The following is a 17,058-nucleotide window of genomic DNA, read 5'->3' on the forward strand; positions in this document are numbered from 1 at the left end:
CAAGGTCCGGGCGGCCACCCGGACCTTGGCTCAATCGCTCTAATCCCACGAAATCTCTCTCGTGTAGATACAAGGTGCCGAGCGTAGCTCGGCGGAGTGGGGGTCGACATTGGCTCAGCCCGCCAGCGCCGCCGCCATCGTCGCGTAATAGAAGGCATCGAAATTGCGCAGCGTCGGCTCGTTCGGCAATTCCGGCAGCACACGATTGACGATGAACGGCACCTCCTGCTCGGTCAGCCCGCCATGCGACCGTAGCGGCTCGTTCAGAGCCGCCAGGTCATGGCGATGTTCCGAGGTGCCGATCGTCTTGTTCTCGGTCGAGATCAGCACGATGTCGCCGATGCGGTCAGCCGGAAGCTCGAAGCGCTCGCAGGCGGTCGGGCTGTCGACGACCAGCATGATGCCGTCGATCTTGGCCAGCCTGGCCATGATGCCGGCCTGGTCGGCGCCATCAGGCAGATAGGCGGTGGCGAAGGAACCCAGCGCGCCATGATGCACGACATAGGGGTCGGTGATCGGCAGGATGACGCGGGCGGCGTCCTTGCCCAGCCAGTCGTCGAGAATATCCTGGACATAGACCACGTCGGGCGAGCCGTCGGCCTTGTGCTTCGGTTTCATGCCATGGTCGGCGGTGACGACGATGGCAGCACCCAGCGCATCGAGCTCGGTCAGGTACTTGTCGAACATCTCGTAGAAGGCGTTGGCCTGCGGCACGCCCGGCGCATATTTGTGCTGCACATAATCTGTGGTCGTCAGGTACATGATGTCGGGGCGGAACTCCTTCAGCAGCTGCACGCCGGCGGCGAAGACGAATTCCGACAGCTCGGCCGAATAGACCTCCGGCACCGGCAGCCCAAAGTGCTTCGAGGCATTGTCGATGCCGTGCTCGGCTATAGTCGTGGTGTCGGACTTTTCCGCAGAGAAGCACAGCGCGAGGCCTTCATCGAAGGCGAGGCCCTTGCCAAGCAAGGCACGCAGCTTGTCCTTGGCGGTGACCACGGCGACCTTGGCGCCGGCATCGTAGAAGGCCTGGAAGATGGTCGGCGCGCGCAGGAAGCGCGGGTCGTTCATCATCACTTCCTTGCCGGTCTCGCGCTCATAGAGATAATTACCGCAAATGCCGTGCACCGACGGCGGTCGGCCGGTGGCGATCGACAGATTGTTGGGGTTGGTGAAGCTCGGAATGACCGAGTGCGCAAAACGCACCGTGCCCTTCTGCTTGATCCTGACCAGCGCCGGCATCAGCCCGGCCTCGATTGCCTCGTCGAGATAGGCCGGCTCGCAGCCGTCAAGGCAGATGGCAATGGCCGGCACACGCGGCCAGGCGTAGGTGCGGCCGTTGACCGCGACGTTGATGGGAGACATCTGGTTCATCTGATATCCTCGAAGTCGGCCGCTTCAGGCGGCGAGTTTGGCGCGTTCGGCAAGTGCCGCGGCGGGTGGGGCGGCGGTGTCGACGCCCATTTCATGAAGCGAGAACGCCGCCGCCTCGACGACGCGGCGCATGACATGTTCGTCCATCTGGCCGATGCAGCCGACGCGGAACGAATCCACGGCGGTCAGCTTGCCCGGATAGATGATGAAGCCCTTGTCCTTCATCAGGTCGTAGAAACGGTCGAACGCGAAACTGGCATGAGCCGGGTTGAAGAAGGTGACGATGATCGGCGACAGCCAGCGATCCCGGAGCAGTGTCTCGAAACCGAGGTCGCGCATGCCGGCCACCATGACGTCGCGGTTCCTCGTATAGCGGGCGCCACGGCCGGCGACGCCGCCTTCGGCCTCATGCTGGCGCAGTGCTTCGAGGAAGGCGGCCACGACATGCGTCGGCGGCGTGTAGCGCCACTGGCCGGTCTTGTTCAGGTGCGCCCACTGAGCGTGGACATCGAGCGACAGCGAATGGCTCCTGCCTTTGGCGGCGTCCAGTTCGCTCTTGCGGGCGATGATGAAGCCAAAACCCGGAACGCCTTCGATGCACTTGTTGGCGGACGAGACCATCGCCTCATAGCGGATTTCGTTGACGTCGAGCGCCACGGCGCCGAACGCACTCATGGAATCGACCAGCAGCTTGCGACCCTTGGCATGGACGGCTTCGGCAATTTCAGCGACCGGGTTGAGGATGCCGGAACTGGTCTCGCAATGGATGGCGATGACATGGGTGATATCAGGGTCGGCCGCGAGGGCCGCTGCCACCTCGTCGCCGCGCGGGGGCAGATAGTCGCCCTTGTCGATCAGCGTATAGGCGCGGCCGAGATACTGCATGGTCTGCGCGGCGCGCAGGCCGTAGGCGCCGTTGGCCAGCACAAGAACCTTGCCGTCCCTGGGCACGAACGACCCCAGCATCGCTTCGACGCAGAAAGAACCGCTGCCTTGCATCGGCACGCAGTCGAACTCATCGTTCCTGTCCCCGGTCAGCGCCAGCAGCCGGCGACGCATATCCGATGTCATGGCGCGGAAGTCGCCGTCCCACGATCCCCAGTCGCGCAACATCGCCTGCTTGACCGAATAGGCCGTGGTGAGCGGCCCCGGGGTCAGAAGATACGGCTCGCCCAGCGCCGGGCTGGCCAGCGGCTCCGCGGCAAATTTCGTCTCGGCGAGCATGTTGTCCTCCGCTCGATCTGCGTTCGATGTGGCCTTATTCTTGGCCTGAATGATCTATTTGTAAAATCGTTATTTTGTATCGATGTATCGATTTTAGTAATGACCTGCCGGGCGGGAATCCGTCCTCAGGCCAGTGCAGGAGCCCTCACTTCCGCAGCCCCTCTCGCCAGCCGGCTTTCCAGCAGATCACCGCTCTGCGTCAGCAAGGGATAAGCGACCGAGGCCATCAGCGAGTTGATCTCCTTCAGCGCCCGCACGGCCTCCAGGTGGATGTCGCTGGTGTCGATGCTCTGCGGCATTCCCGATTGCAGGCGCTTGAGGTGACGGTCGTGGCTCGTGCGTTCCAGTCTGCGCATCCGCTCCTTCTCGACGACGAGTTGCCGCGCCGAATCGAGATCGCTCGACACCAGCACATTGAGTGCAAGCTGCATGTTGGCCATGACACGGTTGTGAAGCCCGGCCAGTTCGCTCCAGCCGTCGCGTGAGAAGCGCAGGTTCTTGTCACGCAGCTCCTGGGTGAGCACGAGCAGGTTCTTGGCGACGATGTCGCCGGCGCGTTCGAGATTGATGGCGAAGTCGGTGAGCTCGATCCCGCGCTGCGCTTCGGCCACGCTCATGCTGCCGCGATTGACTTCGGCAATGTAGAGCTTGATTTCGGTATGGGCGCGGTTGACCTCCTCATCGAGTTTTTGGGCCTGGCGTATCTGGTCGCCGGTGCCGGCGTCGAAGAAATCCATCACTGGGCGCAGCATCACCTCGACGACTTCGCCCATGCGCAGCAGCTCGCGGGTCGCACTGGCTAGCGCAAGACCGGGTGTGCGCATGACGGTGCGGTCGAGCGCGCTGGTTCGGCGCGACATCAGGTCTCCACCCTCTCCGGCCTTTGCCACCGGCCTGTCTGCGATCAACAAGGCGACCAGCCGCTCCATCATGCCGGTGAACGGCAAGCAGCAGATGACCAGCACCAGATTGAAGGCAAGGTGCAGGTTGACCAGCTGGCGGCCTTCGGTTGCGCCGAACAGATGCGCCGGGAAGGTCACGGCCTGAAGCGCGAACAAAGCCGTCAGCGCCGCCGTGCCGCGAAAGATCAGATTGCCGAGCGGGATACGGCGCGCCTCGACGGCTTCGCCGCGCGTCAGCCAAACCGCGATCAGCGCGCCGCCGCAATTGGCGCCGAGGATGAAGAACAGACCGACCTCGACCGGCAAGACGCCTTGCGCGGCAAGCGTGACGAACAGCAGGATCGCCGCGACGCTGGAGTGGATCAGCCATGTGAACAGGGCAGCGGCGGCAAAGGCGGTGAAATAGTCCGCGCGCAGATAGGAAATCACCAGTGGCAGCAAGGTGCTCTGCCGCATCGGTGCGGTCGCCTCGCCGATCATATGCAGCGACAACAGGACGAAGGCGACCCCCATCAGGATTCGCCCGCTATGCCTGATGCCAGCCACTTCGAACTTCAGGGCCATCGCGCCGCCGACCAGGATCAGCGCCGGCACAAGCCAGCTGAGGTCGAACGACAGCACCTGCACGACCAGGGCGGAACCGAGATCGGCGCCCAGCAGGATCGCCAGCCCGGCCGACACCGAAACCATGCCGCTGGCGGCAAACCCGGCCGCCAGGATAGCGACGGCGGTCGAGCTCTGCAGCAGCACGGCAAGCACGGTGCCGACACCGGCCGATCTGATCCGCTCACCCCGGGCTTGCCTCAGGGCATCACGCAAAGTGAGCCCGCAGGCCCGCTCGACAGCCTTGCGCACCATATGCACGGCCCAGAGCAGCAGCATGACCGCACCCGCCAGATGCAGCAGGATGATGGAAAATTGCATGGCGACGCCTCCGGTGCCAACGGCCGGCAGGGATGTCGACCCATGCTCAGGCTGAGGGTCGGCAAAACATAAGTCAAATCGTTCCTTTCGATCTTTTCCTAAGCAATCCTTATGATAAGATGTCGGCGATTTCAGAAGTGTCGGAGGCACGGGAGATGCGCTACGTCCAGTTGCGAGCCTTTCACCAGGTGGCCATCTGCGGTGGCTTTTCTCGCGCCGCCGAGGCGCTCTTCCTGACCCAGCCGGCGATCTCGGACCAGGTGCGCAAGCTCGAGGAAGAGTATGATGTGCTGCTGTTCAACCGGAACAAGAAGCAGGTCACGCTGACCCATTCGGGCCAGAAATTGCTCGAAATAACCCACCGCATGTTCGATACCGAGCAACAGGCGCTCGAACTCCTGACGGAGTCCCGCGCCCTGCGTTCCGGCACGCTGCGCATCGTCGCCGATGCCGCACATCATCTGCTTCATATTCTCGGCAGCTTCCGGGCCCGCTACCCCGGCGTGCAGGTTTCGGTGCGCGCCGGCAACACCGAGACGGTGATCAGCAGCCTCTACAGCTACGATGCCGATATCGGCGTGCTGGGCGAGGTGCCGACGGGGCGCGATTTCGAGGTGCTGAAACTCAACTCGACGCCGATCATCGCGTTTGCATCCGTCGACCACCCGCTGGCCGCGAAAAAGTCGCTCACCCTCAAGCAGCTCGCGCAGGAATCACTGGTCATGCGCGAGCGTGGATCGAAGACGCGTCAGAAACTCGAAGATCTCGCAGCCGCCTCGAAAATCGAATTGAGGCCGGCGATCGAAGCCGAGGGCCGCGAAGCCGTCCGCGAGATCGTCGCCTCGGGCGCCGGCATCGGCTTTGTCTCGGCGGCCGAATTCGGCCAGGATTCGCGGCTGGTGCCGATCACCATCGATGCTCCCGAGACCCTGATGGACGAGGCGTTGATCTGCCTGCGTGAACGCAGCGGCGGCAAACTGGTGCGGGCTTTCCTGGATATGGCGCGCTCGATGTCGGCGGATTAAGCGGCGGCCCTGATCTCCACCGCATCAGCCTTCACCCGCTCCGACTTCGGATCGTAGGGGCTGCGCAGATGTGCTGTCGCGGCATGGCGAACGCCGGCAAGGTCGATCTCGAAACGACCACCGGTGAGAAATGCAGCGTCGACGCCCGCCTCGTTCTCGATCAGGCCGAGCGCCACCGAGCGGCCAAGCGTGTGGCCGTAGGCGGCCGAGCGGACTTCGCCGACCGGCTTGCCGTCGCGCAGGATCAGTTCGCCGCCCCACAGCATCGGCTCGGCATCATCGAGCGTGAACAGCACGATGCGTCTTGCCGGTGCTGCCGATGGCTTCGTCTCAACCAGCGCGTCGCGGCCGATAAAGTCACCTGGCTTGTCCATCGCCACGGCGAAGCCAAGCCCGGCCTGCCAGGGGTCGATATCAGGCGTCAACTCCCTGCCCCAGGCGCGAAAACCCTTTTCGATGCGCAAGGCATCGAGCGCGTAGTAACCGGCGTCCAGCAGACCGAATTCACGGCCCGCCTCATGCAACGCCTCATAGACGCCGACGGCGAATTCTGTCGGCACGATCAGTTCCCAGCCCAGTTCGCCGACATAGGTCATACGGTTGGCATAGGCGGTGGCATAGCCGATATCGATCTCGCGGATGGTGGCGAAGGGAAAGCCGGCGTTGGAAAGATCGGCCGAGGAGAGTTTGCCCAGCAGATCGCGTGATCGCGGTCCCATCAACGCCAGCACCGCGTAGGACGAGGTGACGTCGGTCACGATTGCATGCGCGTCGGACGGAATGTTTTTGACGATCCAGTCGGCATCGTGGACAGCTTGTGCGGACCCGGTGACGATGAGGAATTTCTCCGCGCCGAGCCGCATAACGGTGAGATCGCTCTCATAGCCACCGCGTGCATTGAGCACGCCCGTGTAAACAGACGTACCGTCCGGTACGTCGATATTTCCGGCGCAGATCCAGTTGAGCACGGCGCAGGCATCGCGGCCCTGCACGAGGAGCTTGGCGAAAGAGGTCTGGTCGAAGACGGCGACGGCTTCGCGTGTCGCCTTCATTTCGCGCTTGACCGCCTCGTGCCAGTTCTGGCGGCCGAAGGCATAGTCGTTCTCGGTCTTCTCTCCCGGTGCCGCGAACCAGTTGGCGCGCTCCCAGCCCATCTTGGAACCGAAGCAGGCACCTTTGGCGGCGAGCCGGTCGTAGAGCGGCGAGCGGCGGAACGGCCGCGCCGTGTCCAGTTCACGGTTCGGCCACGGCATGGCGTAATGCAAGCCGAGCGTTTCCTTGACACGGTCATGCAGCCAGCGCGGATTGTTGTTGAAGGAGGCGAAACGCCTGATGTCGACCGGCCACAAATCCATGGTCGGCGCGCTGTTGACGATCCATTCCGCCAGCGCCCTGCCCGCGCCGCCGGCGCTGGCGATGCCCATGGAGTTGAAGCCGGCGCCGACATAGAAATTCTTCAGTTCCGGCGCCTCGCCGAGGAGAAAATTGTTGTCCGGCGTGAAGCTTTCGGGACCGTTGTAGAATTTCTTGACCTCGGCCTCGGCCAATTGCGGCACGCGGACCAGCGCGTTTTCCATCAGGATCTCGAACTGATCCCAATCGTCCGGCAACAGCGCGAACTCGAAATTTTCGGGAATGCCATTCATGCCCCACGGCTTAGCGTGCGGCTCAAAGCCGCCCATGACCAGGCCGCCGACCTCTTCCTTGAAATAGATGAAACCGTCGGGGTCGCGCATGACCGGCAGGTCCGGATGCACGCCCTCGATCCTGCCGGTAACGATGTACATGTGCTCGGCCGAATGCAGCGGCACCGAGACGCCGCACATCAGCCCGACCTTGCGCGCCCACTGGCCGGCGCAATTGACGACGATCTCGGCGGCAATGTTGCCGCGGTCCGTCTCGACACCGCAGGCGACGCCGTTCTTCACGCTGATGCCGGTGACCTTGACCCGCTCGAAAATTTTCGCGCCGCGATTGCGCGCACCCTTGGCCAGCGATTGCGTGAGATCGGTCGGATTGGCCTTGCCGTCGCCCGGCAGCCAGACGGCTCCGACCAGATCGTCGGTCGCCATGACCGGCCATAGATCGGCCGCCTCCTTCGGCGAAATCACGTCGATCTCGACGCCTTGGGCGCGGGCCGATGCGGCCGTGCGCTTCAGCACCGTCATGCGGTCGGCGGTCCGCGCCACCGACAGCGAGCCACAATTCTTCCAACCGGTGGCGAGCCCGGTCTCGGCCTCCAGCTCGCCATAGAGCTGCGTGGAGTATTTGATCAGGCTGGTCATGTTGGAATGACTGCGCAACTGGCCGACAAGCCCTGCGGCGTGCCAGGTGGTGCCACCGCTGAGTTGCCCCTGTTCGAGCAGCACGACATCGGTCCAACCGAGCTTCGTCAGATGATACGCGACCGAGCAGCCAATGATACCGCCGCCGACGATGACGACGCGCGCTTGCGTGGGGAATTCGTTTGCCATGGGACATCCTGCCGTTTTGACACCGGTTGGATCATAGCAGCCGAATTCCAAATATCAACACAAAATACCACAAAATATCACATCAAAGAGGCAATCATCAGCTCAGGCCCTTTGCGCGCAAGCGCTTCAGCGATGTCAGCCTGCGGTTTCGCGTCGACGATCACGCCGGCGGCGCGTTGAAAATTCGGAATCCTGAGCGGCGTCAGCTTTGCGAACTTGCTGCTGTCGAGAACGAAGTAGGTTTTGGCGGCAAGCGCGATCATGCGGCTGCGCTGTTCGGCGCCGGCGCGGGTGAAATCGGTCACCTCGCCGTCGGGCGACAGCGCGCCACCACCGAGGAACGCGATGTCAACGCGAAAGCGCGACATGGCTTCGAGCATGTCGATTCCCGAGGCCGCTTCCTCGCCCGGATCGACTTCGCCACCCAGCACATGCACGCGCATGCCTGAGACGTGGCACAGCAGAAGCGCGATCTTCAGGCTCGCCGTGCAGATGGTGAGATCGCGCAGGTCGGCCATGGCTTGTGCGACGGCCAATGTGGTGGTGCCGGAATCGAGGAACACCACCATGCCGTCCTTTACAAGACCGGCGGCCAGCCTGCCGATCGCGGCCTTGCCTCCGGCATTTTCGTGGCTGCGCAAGCTCATTGCCGGTTCGCTCGGCTCGAAGCGGGCGGCGCCGCCATGGACGATGCCGAGCCGTCCCTTATCCGACAGCAGCTTCAAATCACGGCGGATGGTTTCGCGCGAGACATCGAAGAACCCGGCCAGTTCGGCGACACTGACAGACCCCTGGGCGCCCAGCCGCCGCAGGATCTCTTCGTGGCGACGTGGAGCAAGGGCGCGCGCCGGCAGGCTGCTGTCGGGGGACATGATGATCCTCGGATCGAGTAGCGATGTTGCAATATGTGGCAGTGATCGTGCGCAGAGGCAACTCAAGCCATGTCGTCAGGATTTTCGCGACAGGCCATCTTCCCTGATCGCGCTGACCAGCGTCTCGCTTCCCTCGCGAAGATGCTGCCTCAGAATGCCTATGGCCCTGTCGCCGTCGCGCCACCGGCAGGCGGCCAGCAGATCGCGGTGCTCCGTCTGCGAGCGGCTGCGATAGTCCAGGTTCGACAGCAGGATGCGGACGTAGCGATCGGCGGCATTGTGGTGCGCCTCGATTAAGGCCAGCAATCGATTGTTGCCGCAGGCATCGTAGAGAGCCAGATGAAAGGCACGGTTCAGCGCGCCCCATCGGCCGACATTGCGCTCCGCGTCGATCTGATCGAGAACCTGTTCCGCCTCGTCGAGCCTGTCACCGGCGAGATTGGGAAGCGAAAGCCGCAACGCCTCGCATTCGAGCAATTCGCGCAGTGCATAGATTTCACTGATCTCGGCGCTGTCCATCCGGGCGACCTGCGCACCTTTTGTCGGATGGATGGAAACAATGCCTTCGGCTTCCAATTGGCGAAGGGCGTCACGAATGGGCATGCGGCTGAAGCCAAACTGCTCGGCCAATTCGTCCTGGCGCAGCGAAGTGCCCGCCTTGATGGTGCCACTGGCAATCGCTTCACGCAGGACATTGGCGACCTGTTCGGCCACGGTTCGCGGCCCCTGCATCACGCTTTCCGCAAATCCTGGCAATCGATGCTCCCGTTTGACGCGGGGCGCTCAGCCTAACGGAAACCCCTCTGCATGGATATATGTATGCCTGTATATGCACACGTTCGGCATCAATTGCCAGACTTGCCCGAATTCCTGCGCCAAGGCCTGATCTGCGTATTTTACCGGCGCTTCGCTTGCCTGGCGTCAGCCGCCGAAGCGCGGTTCCGCAACGCCCCTAACGCCAAGGCCTGATATGGCGAACAGGCTGCCGCGCAAAACGCCGTCGCCGGGAAAACGCGGCAGCGGCGGCTTGGCCATCGAGGTGACGTAGAGGGTGTCGAGCTTCGGTCCGCCGAACATGACGCTGGTGATCTTCTTGACCGGCATGTCGATGATGCGATCGATGCTGCCATCGGGCGCGTAGCGCACCAGCCTTCCGTCATAGACCAGCGCATTCCAGAGATAGCCCTCGGCGTCGACGGTCGAGCCGTCCGCCGCACCGCCTCGGCTGGTGTCGACGCGCACGAAGGTACGCCTGTTGGTGGCGGCACCGGTGGCGATATCGTAGTCGTAGGCCCATATCTCCCCGGTCCAGGTATCGGCGAAATAGAAGGTGCGGTCGTCGGGGCTCCAGCATGGACCGTTGGAGCAGATGATGCCGGAATCGATCCGGGTGACGGAGAAATCCGGATCGAGCCTGTAGAGACCGCCGGACGGCCCCTCTTCCATCGTATCCATGGAGCCGGCGAAGAAACGGCCGCGCCGGTCGACCTTGCCGTCGTTGAGCCGGTTCATCGGCTTGTCCGGCTCGGGATCGTGGATCAGCGTCACCTCGCCGGTGGCGAAATCGAGCAGATGGAAGCCGCGCTGCAGCGAGACGACAGCGCCGCCGCCATCCTTGCGCAGCGCCATTGAGCCGATCTTCATCGGCACGTCCCATGACCGGATCTCGCGCCCGTCGGCGGTCGCCCGAAACACGCGCCCGTCGAAGCTGTCGATCCAGTAGAGTCGTTCCTGTTCGACGTCCCACAGCGGTCCTTCGCCCAGTGTGGTCTTCACGTCCACCACGACTTCGATCTTCATGCCGTCCTCCTCCGTTTTGCGTCTCGCGGCGATTGCTCGGACCGCCTCAGAAAGCGACCTTGTCCCCGCCTTTCAATGACAGGATTTCGCGTGCCTCGTCGGGCGTCGCCACCTCCATGCCGAGCCCTTCGATGATCTTGCGGGCCAGCAAGACCTGCTCGGCGTTCGATTTGGCAAGCTTTCCCTTGCCCGCCCACAGACTGTCCTCCAGCCCGACGCGGATGTTGCCGCCAAGGGCCGCCGATTGCGCGGCGATGCGCAGTTGGCTGGCGCCGGCGCCCAGCACCGACCACCGGAACTGGTCGCCGAACAGCCGGTCGGCAGTGCGCTTCATATGGGCGACGTCTTCTGGATGCGTGCCGATGCCGCCGAGCAGCCCGAACACCGACTGCACGAAGAAAGGCGGCTTCACCAGCCCACGGTCGGCGAAGTGGGAAAGGTTGTACAGATGGGCGATGTCGTAGCACTCGAACTCGAAGCGCGTGCCGTTGTCGTAGCAGGTCGCCAGAATGTACTCGATGTCCTTGAATGAGTTGCGGAAGACGAGGTCGCGCGTCGCTTCCAGATGCGGCTTTTCCCAATCGAACTTGAAGGTCTCGTATTTGTCGGCCAGGTGATAGAGCCCGAAATTGATCGAGCCCATGTTGAGCGAGGCGACTTCCGGCTTGAACTGGGCGGCCGGGCGCACGCGCTCCTCGACCTTCATGTAGGGGCTGCCACCGGTGGTGATGTTGATGGCGGCGTTGGTGCCTTGCTTGACGCGCGGCAGGAAGCGGGCGAAGGCCTCCGGCGTCTGGTCGGGCTTGCCGGTTTCCGGATCGCGGGCATGTAGATGCAGGATCGCGGCACCGGCTTCCGCCGCCGCGATCGCCTCCGAAGCGATCTGGTCGGGCGTGATCGGCAGATAGGGCGACATGGTCGGCGTGTGGATGGCGCCCGTCACCGCGCAGGTGATGATGACCTTGCCCCTGGTCCGTGCAGGTCCCGGCTTGCGACTGGTTTGCGTCATTCTCCAAACTCCTGATCCGATTTTCTCTTGTGGGCGGCGAGCGCCATGAGCCGGCGGTCACGCCACACCTGCCGGTCGCCTAGGCTTTGCTGTGGCAGTCGCTTGCGGCGATCAGCCTCGACCGTGTCGATGACCTTGCCGGCCCAGTCGACGCGCCGCTGCGTCTGGGGAAAGATGTTGGAATAGATGCCCTGATAGCGCTCGACATAGTCGCGCACGCCGCCGGGTGCATTGAGATCGATGGTCTCGAACGGCCCCATGAACGACCAGCGCAGCGCCAGCCCGTCGCGGATGCCGACGTCGACATCCTCGACACTGGCGTAGCCATCGGCGACAAGCCGGAAAGCTTCCTCCAGCAATGCGCCTTGCAGGCGATTCATGATGAAGCCGTCAAGCTCGCGCTGCATGACCAGTGGCGCGTGGCCGGCGTCGACGAGGAAGGCGCGGGTTCTCTCGACCGTCTCGGCCGAGGTCCACGGCGCCGGCACGATTTCGGCCGCCGGAATGAGATAGGGCGGGTTGATCGGATGCACGACCAGGCAGCGCTGCCGCCCTTGCAGATGGTCGGTGAATTTCGACGGCAACAGCGCCGAGGTGGAACTGGCAATGACTGTTCGCGGATCGGCAAGCGTGTCGATCAAGGAGAACACCTTGCGCTTCACCTCGAGATTCTCGGGCGTGTTCTCCTGGATATGTACGGCACCTGCCAACGCCTCTTCAAGCTCGGCGACAACGGAGATACGGTCAAGAACCTCACCGGCTTGCTGTCCCCGCAGAAGATCGTTCGCGGCGAGATCGCCGAGCACGCCGGCAATGTAGTCGCGGGCTCCACCTGTGGCAGTGGGCGACTGGTCCCACATCCGCACGTCATGGCCGGCGCGGGCGAAGCTGATCGCCCAGGCCCGCCCGATGAACCCGCTTCCGACGATCGCGACATTGGCCATGGTTTGTTCCTCAAAGTGTTTCGACGTTGCCGTCGACGCCGAGCGACTGGCCGGAAATGTTGATCCCCGCATCGGAGAGCAGGAAGGCGACCATCGACGCGACATCATAAGGGCTGGTCATGCGGCGCAGCGAGATGTTCTGCAGATAGCGTCCGGTCATCTCCTCGTGGCTGATACCGACCTGCTTGGCGCGCGCCGAGATAACCCCTTCGATGCGGGGGCCCTCGATGATGCCGGGCAGGATGGCGTTGACCCTGATGGCGTGCGGCCCGAGCTCTTTGGCCAAGCTTTGCGTGAAACCGATGACACCGAACTTGGCCGCCGAATAGGGTGTGCGGAAGGCGTAGCCATGGCGGCCGGCGGCCGACGACATCGAGACGATCGAACCGCCGCCCGCCGCCTTGATCAGCGGCACCGCGCGCCGGGCGCACAGGAACTGGCCGGTCAGGCAGATGTCGATGCAACGCCGCCAGTCCGCCGGATCGATCTCGTCGACACCGCCGGTCGGCCCGGCAATGCCGGCATTGTTGATCAGCGCATCGAGCCCGCCGAGTTTTTTCTCGACCGCCTCGAACAGACGGTCGACGTCGTCGTCGCGCGAGACGTCGGCCTTGACCGCCGCGACCAGGTCGATCTTGCTGGGAGCAGCGGCCAGCGCCTCGTCGGAAACGTCGCAGACGACGATGCGGGCGCCGAGGCGTGACAGCGTGTCGGCTATGGCAAACCCGATGCCGCCTGCGCCCGCCGTCACCAGCACGCGCTGGCCTTTCAGCCCGGTCAAAAATTCGTCCGCCGATGCCGGCGCCCTTGTGCTCATGGTCCTGTCCTTCTCATTGCAGCCGCCGTTCGCGCAGCGCCATGACGGCGCCCAGAACGACCAGTCCGTAAAGAATTGCCCTCGTGGCATAGGGAAGCGTGGTGCCGGCGAGCAGCATCTGCAGTGCCGTCAGCAACAACACGCCGCCGAGCATGCCGAGATAGTGGCCGCGCCCGCCGGTGATCAGCGCGCCGCCGACCACCACCACGGCGATCGACGGCAATAGATAGTCGTCGCCCATGCCGAGGCTCGCCTGACCCGAAAAGCCGGTCAGCATGACGCCGACAACAGCCGCGCAGACGGCCGAAAGCATGTAGACCAGGATCAGCGTGCGCTCGACGCCGATGCCCGACAAGCGCGCCGCGCGCAGCCCGTTGCCGATGCCGTAGACGCGCCTTCCGAACGGGGTGCGGCCAAGCAGGAGTACCGCTGCGACGACAAAGACGACCATCAGCAGCACGATTGGAGTCAGCAGGCCGGCGAGCTTGGCCGTCATGACCCAGCGCAGCATCGGCGAGGAAAACCCGGCCGGCGTTCCCTGCGAATAGAGCAGCGCACAGCCTTGCAGAATGCCGTTGGTGGCGAGCGTCATGACGATCGGCGAGATGCCGAGATAGACGATGCCGAAACCATTGGCGAAGCCGATGGCGCAGGCCATCACCAGGACGACCGGCAAGGCATAGACAAGGGCGGCGTCGGAGCCGTTGACCATGCCCGCCAGGATGATGCCGGAGATGCCGATCGTCCACGGCACGGAGAGATCGAGGCCTCCGGTCAGGATGACGGTTCCCTGCCCGAGCGCCAGGACGGCTAGGAAGGACGATAGCACCAGCAGCGAATTCCAGTACCCCGGATTGAGGATGGCGCGGCCGAGCCAGATCTGGGTGACAAGCACGATGAGCAGCAGGCAGACATAGGCCGGCAGCGCATAGCGCAGCGTTTCCGCATTGCGCAGATGGAAGGCAGGGCGCGGCGATGCCGGACTGCGCTGGGCATGGGCTGGCTCGGCGATCTTGAGACGCCGGTCCACGCGCTCGAGCTGCGAGGGCAATATGCCGGCGCGCCAGGCGGCGAGCCGGGCACGCGCGGCGCGCAGTTGCACGGCAAGCACCGATGCATGCGAGATCGAGCCGGCAAGTGCTGCCAGCACCAGAATGGTGCCTTCGGCGATGGTCGCATAATAGGCCGATACGTTGAGCACCAGCAGGATGTTCACCACGATCATCAGGATAAAGGCGCCGAAGACAGAGCCCACCGGGCCGCCCTGCCCGCCACCGAGGCGCGTGCCGCCGACGACGACCGCCGCGAACATCGACAAGAGCAGCGGATTGCCGACCAGCGGATCGCCGCTGCCGGTCTGGGCGCTGATGAACACGCCGGCAAGGCCATAGCAGCCGCCGGCGATGACATAGACGGCAAAGCGCACCAGAACGACATTGATGCCGACGGAAGCGGCCGACTCCGGATCGCTGCCAAGCGCGTAGAGTGCTGTGCCGAAGCGGGTTCCCTTCAGCCAGAACCAGGCGAGCAGGACGACACCGATCACCACCAGCGGCATCGGCAGCCAGCCGGCGATCGCGTCGCCGAGATAGAAGGTGCCGAGATCGGGCGACACGAAGCCGCCGGGCTTGTCCATCACCAGCAGCGTGACACCTTGCAGGATGAACATGGTGGACAGCGTCACCACGATCGGCTGCATGCGCAGCACCGCGATGAAGAAGCCGTTGAAGGCGCCCACCGCCATGCCGACGCCGATGCCGACGGTGGTCCACAGGAGGATGCTTGCGCCTGGCGCCATCGGATCCATGCTCGATGCCAGCACGGCATTGACCAGCGATATCACCGCGCCGGCGGACAGGTCGAAGCCGCCCGACAGGATCACGATCGTCTGGCCGATCGCCGCGAGCGCCGAGGTGGCGCCGCCGCTCGACAGGAACGACACATCGAAATAGGTCAGCGGCCCGGCGCTGATCCAGTCGACGACGAAGAGCAGGATCGCCAGGACGGCCGCGGCGATCAGCGCGCCGCGATTGCGCACCAGCGCACGGCGCAGTCCGAAGCCGCCGGGAACAGGGGATGAGGCTGCTGCGCTGCTCATGCGGCGGCTTCCCCGGCATGGCCGAGCGCCGGGCGCATGATGGCCGGTTCGGTGATGGCGTCGCCTTCGAGTTCGGCGGCGATGCGCCCGTCATAGAGGACCAGCACCCTGTCGCATTGGTGAACGAGTTCGGGGATCTCCGTCGAGTGCAGCAGGATCGAACCGCCCGAAGCCACGTAGTTTCGCATCATCACATAAAGCTCGTGCTTGGTGCCGACGTCGATGCCTCGGGTGGGATCGAACAACAGCAGGATGCGGCTCTGCGCCACCAGCCACTTGGCGATGGCTATCTTCTGCTGGTTGCCGCCGGAAAACGCACCGGCCCGCGTCCACAGCGCTCGGCGGTCGACCTCGACAGTGGCGAATGCCGCCTCGACGGAGCGGGTCTCGGCTTGCGCGTCGACAAGGCCTAGCCGTGTGAAGCGCGATATCACCGGCAGCGTGGCGTTCTGGCTGCCCGACAATTTCAGGAACAGGCCTTCGGATTTGCGGTCTTCCGGCACCAGGCCGATGGCCATGTTGGGGCGCAAGGCATCGGCCGGCGAACCGAGCCAGACCTTGCGGCCGTCGACGAGGATGTGGCCGCGCTCGATCTCGGCCATGCCAAAGCAGGCCAGGAACAGGTCCTGCTGGCCCATGCCTTGCAACCCGGCGACGCCGAGGATTTCGCCCTTGCGCAGATCGAAGCCGGCGCCGTCGAGCTTGCGCCCGACCTTGAGGTCGCGCACGCCCAGAACCGGCGGACCGAAGGCCTGGGCGCTGTCCGGCTTGGGCGGAAAGGTCTGCTCGATGCTGCGGCCGATGATCTTTTCGATGACGTCGGCATCCGAGACATCGGCGACCGGCGCGGTGACGATGTGGCGGCCGTTTCTCAGGATCGTCAGCGTGTCGCAAAAAGCGCGGACCTCGCGCATGCGGTGGGTGATGAAGACGATGGTGGTGCCTGCCGCCTTCAGCCTGGCGATGATGTCGCCCAGCCAGTCGACGTCGCGTCCGGCGAGCGTCGAGGTCGGTTCGTCGAGCAAAAGGATGCGCGGCTTGCGGTAGACGGCGCGCGCGATCTCGATCTTCTGGCGCACCGAAAGCTCGAGCTCGCTCACCTCGGCATCGAGATCGACGGAAAAACCGAGATCTTCGATATGGCGGCGGACGGCCTTGCGGGCGGCACCGCGGCGGATCAGGCCGGAGATGCCGACGGGGGCGTAAGGCAGCAGCATGTTGTCGAGCACGGAGAGATCGCGCACCAGGGTCATCTCCTGGAATGCTGTCTGCATGCCGAGCGCATGTGCTGCGCGCGGTGCGCCGTAAGCGATCTCCTTGCCGAAGACACGGACATGGCCTTGGCTCGGCCGGACCAGCCCGGACAGCAGCTTCACCAGTGTCGACTTGCCGGCTCCGTTTTCGCCGAGCAGGGCATGGACGCTGCCGGGCGCGATCGCAAACGACACGCCGTCCAGCGCGACGGTCGGGCCGAACGCCTTGCTGATGCCGTCGATCTCGACGGCGGGGAGCTCGGAGTGCTCTGTCATTGTCCTCGATCGCCGGCTTGGCATGGATTGACGACGCACGGACAGTTGTCCGTGCATCGTCACACG

13 protein-coding genes are annotated in these 17,058 nt (G+C 64.1%); 1 reads left to right on the forward strand and 12 read right to left on the reverse strand.

The window, feature by feature from the left end; translation table 11 throughout:
- Window positions 1–114: 114 nt before the first annotated feature.
- The 3 genes from phnA to LB559_RS29620 all read right to left on the reverse strand — a co-directional run bounded on the left by phnA (window position 115) and on the right by LB559_RS29620 (window position 4,424).
- Window positions 115–1,374 (reverse strand): phosphonoacetate hydrolase, encoded by a 1,260-nt coding sequence (gene phnA, locus LB559_RS29610; protein WP_224675626.1) that lies wholly within the window; start codon window positions 1,372–1,374, stop codon window positions 115–117.
- Window positions 1,375–1,398: 24 nt separating this feature from the next.
- Window positions 1,399–2,598, reverse strand: a complete 1,200-nt coding sequence (locus LB559_RS29615; RefSeq protein WP_027163932.1) for a 2-aminoethylphosphonate--pyruvate transaminase — start codon at window positions 2,596–2,598, stop codon at window positions 1,399–1,401.
- A gap of 125 nt (window positions 2,599–2,723) precedes the next feature.
- Complete coding sequence (locus LB559_RS29620; RefSeq protein ID WP_224675627.1) at window positions 2,724–4,424, reverse strand: Na/Pi cotransporter family protein; 1,701 nt, start codon at window positions 4,422–4,424, stop codon at window positions 2,724–2,726.
- Between the two features lie 155 nt (window positions 4,425–4,579).
- Here LB559_RS29620 and LB559_RS29625 point away from each other — a divergent pair, with 155 nt between their 5' ends.
- Window positions 4,580–5,449: a LysR substrate-binding domain-containing protein gene (locus LB559_RS29625; RefSeq protein WP_013533042.1), complete on the forward strand. Its 870-nt coding sequence runs from the start codon at window positions 4,580–4,582 to the stop codon at window positions 5,447–5,449.
- Here the strand turns inward: LB559_RS29625 and LB559_RS29630 are convergent.
- The 9 genes from LB559_RS29630 to LB559_RS29670 form a co-directional block, all read right to left on the reverse strand.
- Window positions 5,446–7,923, reverse strand: coding sequence for an FAD-dependent oxidoreductase (locus LB559_RS29630; RefSeq protein ID WP_224675628.1), 2,478 nt, complete (start codon window positions 7,921–7,923; stop codon window positions 5,446–5,448). The two genes, LB559_RS29625 and LB559_RS29630, sit on opposite strands and share 4 nt — an antisense overlap.
- A gap of 77 nt (window positions 7,924–8,000) precedes the next feature.
- Complete coding sequence (locus LB559_RS29635) at window positions 8,001–8,795, reverse strand: DeoR/GlpR family DNA-binding transcription regulator (RefSeq protein ID WP_024502478.1); 795 nt, start codon at window positions 8,793–8,795, stop codon at window positions 8,001–8,003.
- Window positions 8,796–8,870: 75 nt separating this feature from the next.
- Window positions 8,871–9,527 (reverse strand): GntR family transcriptional regulator, encoded by a 657-nt coding sequence (locus LB559_RS29640; protein WP_032809708.1) that lies wholly within the window; start codon window positions 9,525–9,527, stop codon window positions 8,871–8,873.
- Window positions 9,528–9,716: 189 nt separating this feature from the next.
- Complete coding sequence (locus tag LB559_RS29645) at window positions 9,717–10,595, reverse strand: SMP-30/gluconolactonase/LRE family protein (protein ID WP_013533046.1); 879 nt, start codon at window positions 10,593–10,595, stop codon at window positions 9,717–9,719.
- Window positions 10,596–10,641: 46 nt separating this feature from the next.
- Window positions 10,642–11,604 carry a 3-keto-5-aminohexanoate cleavage protein gene (locus LB559_RS29650; RefSeq protein ID WP_013533047.1) on the reverse strand — a complete coding sequence of 321 codons (963 nt, stop codon included), beginning with the start codon at window positions 11,602–11,604 and terminating at the stop codon, window positions 10,642–10,644.
- Window positions 11,601–12,548: a 3-hydroxyacyl-CoA dehydrogenase gene (locus tag LB559_RS29655; protein ID WP_127367393.1), complete on the reverse strand. Its 948-nt coding sequence runs from the start codon at window positions 12,546–12,548 to the stop codon at window positions 11,601–11,603. Before LB559_RS29655 ends, LB559_RS29650 begins: the two co-directional genes overlap by 4 nt.
- Window positions 12,549–12,558: 10 nt before the next feature.
- Complete coding sequence (locus LB559_RS29660) at window positions 12,559–13,365, reverse strand: SDR family oxidoreductase (protein WP_084016157.1); 807 nt, start codon at window positions 13,363–13,365, stop codon at window positions 12,559–12,561.
- Window positions 13,366–13,378: 13 nt separating this feature from the next.
- Window positions 13,379–15,463, reverse strand: a complete 2,085-nt coding sequence (locus LB559_RS29665) for an ABC transporter permease subunit (RefSeq protein WP_063167525.1) — start codon at window positions 15,461–15,463, stop codon at window positions 13,379–13,381.
- Window positions 15,460–16,992 carry a sugar ABC transporter ATP-binding protein gene (locus LB559_RS29670; protein ID WP_224675629.1) on the reverse strand — a complete coding sequence of 511 codons (1,533 nt, stop codon included), beginning with the start codon at window positions 16,990–16,992 and terminating at the stop codon, window positions 15,460–15,462. The genes LB559_RS29665 and LB559_RS29670 overlap by 4 nt, the downstream gene beginning before the upstream one ends.
- Between the last annotated feature and the right edge of the window lie 66 nt (window positions 16,993–17,058).

The organism is Mesorhizobium sp. BR1-1-3 (assembly GCF_020165455.1).
GTDB classification, from domain to species: Bacteria; Pseudomonadota; Alphaproteobacteria; order Rhizobiales; family Rhizobiaceae; genus Mesorhizobium; species Mesorhizobium ciceri.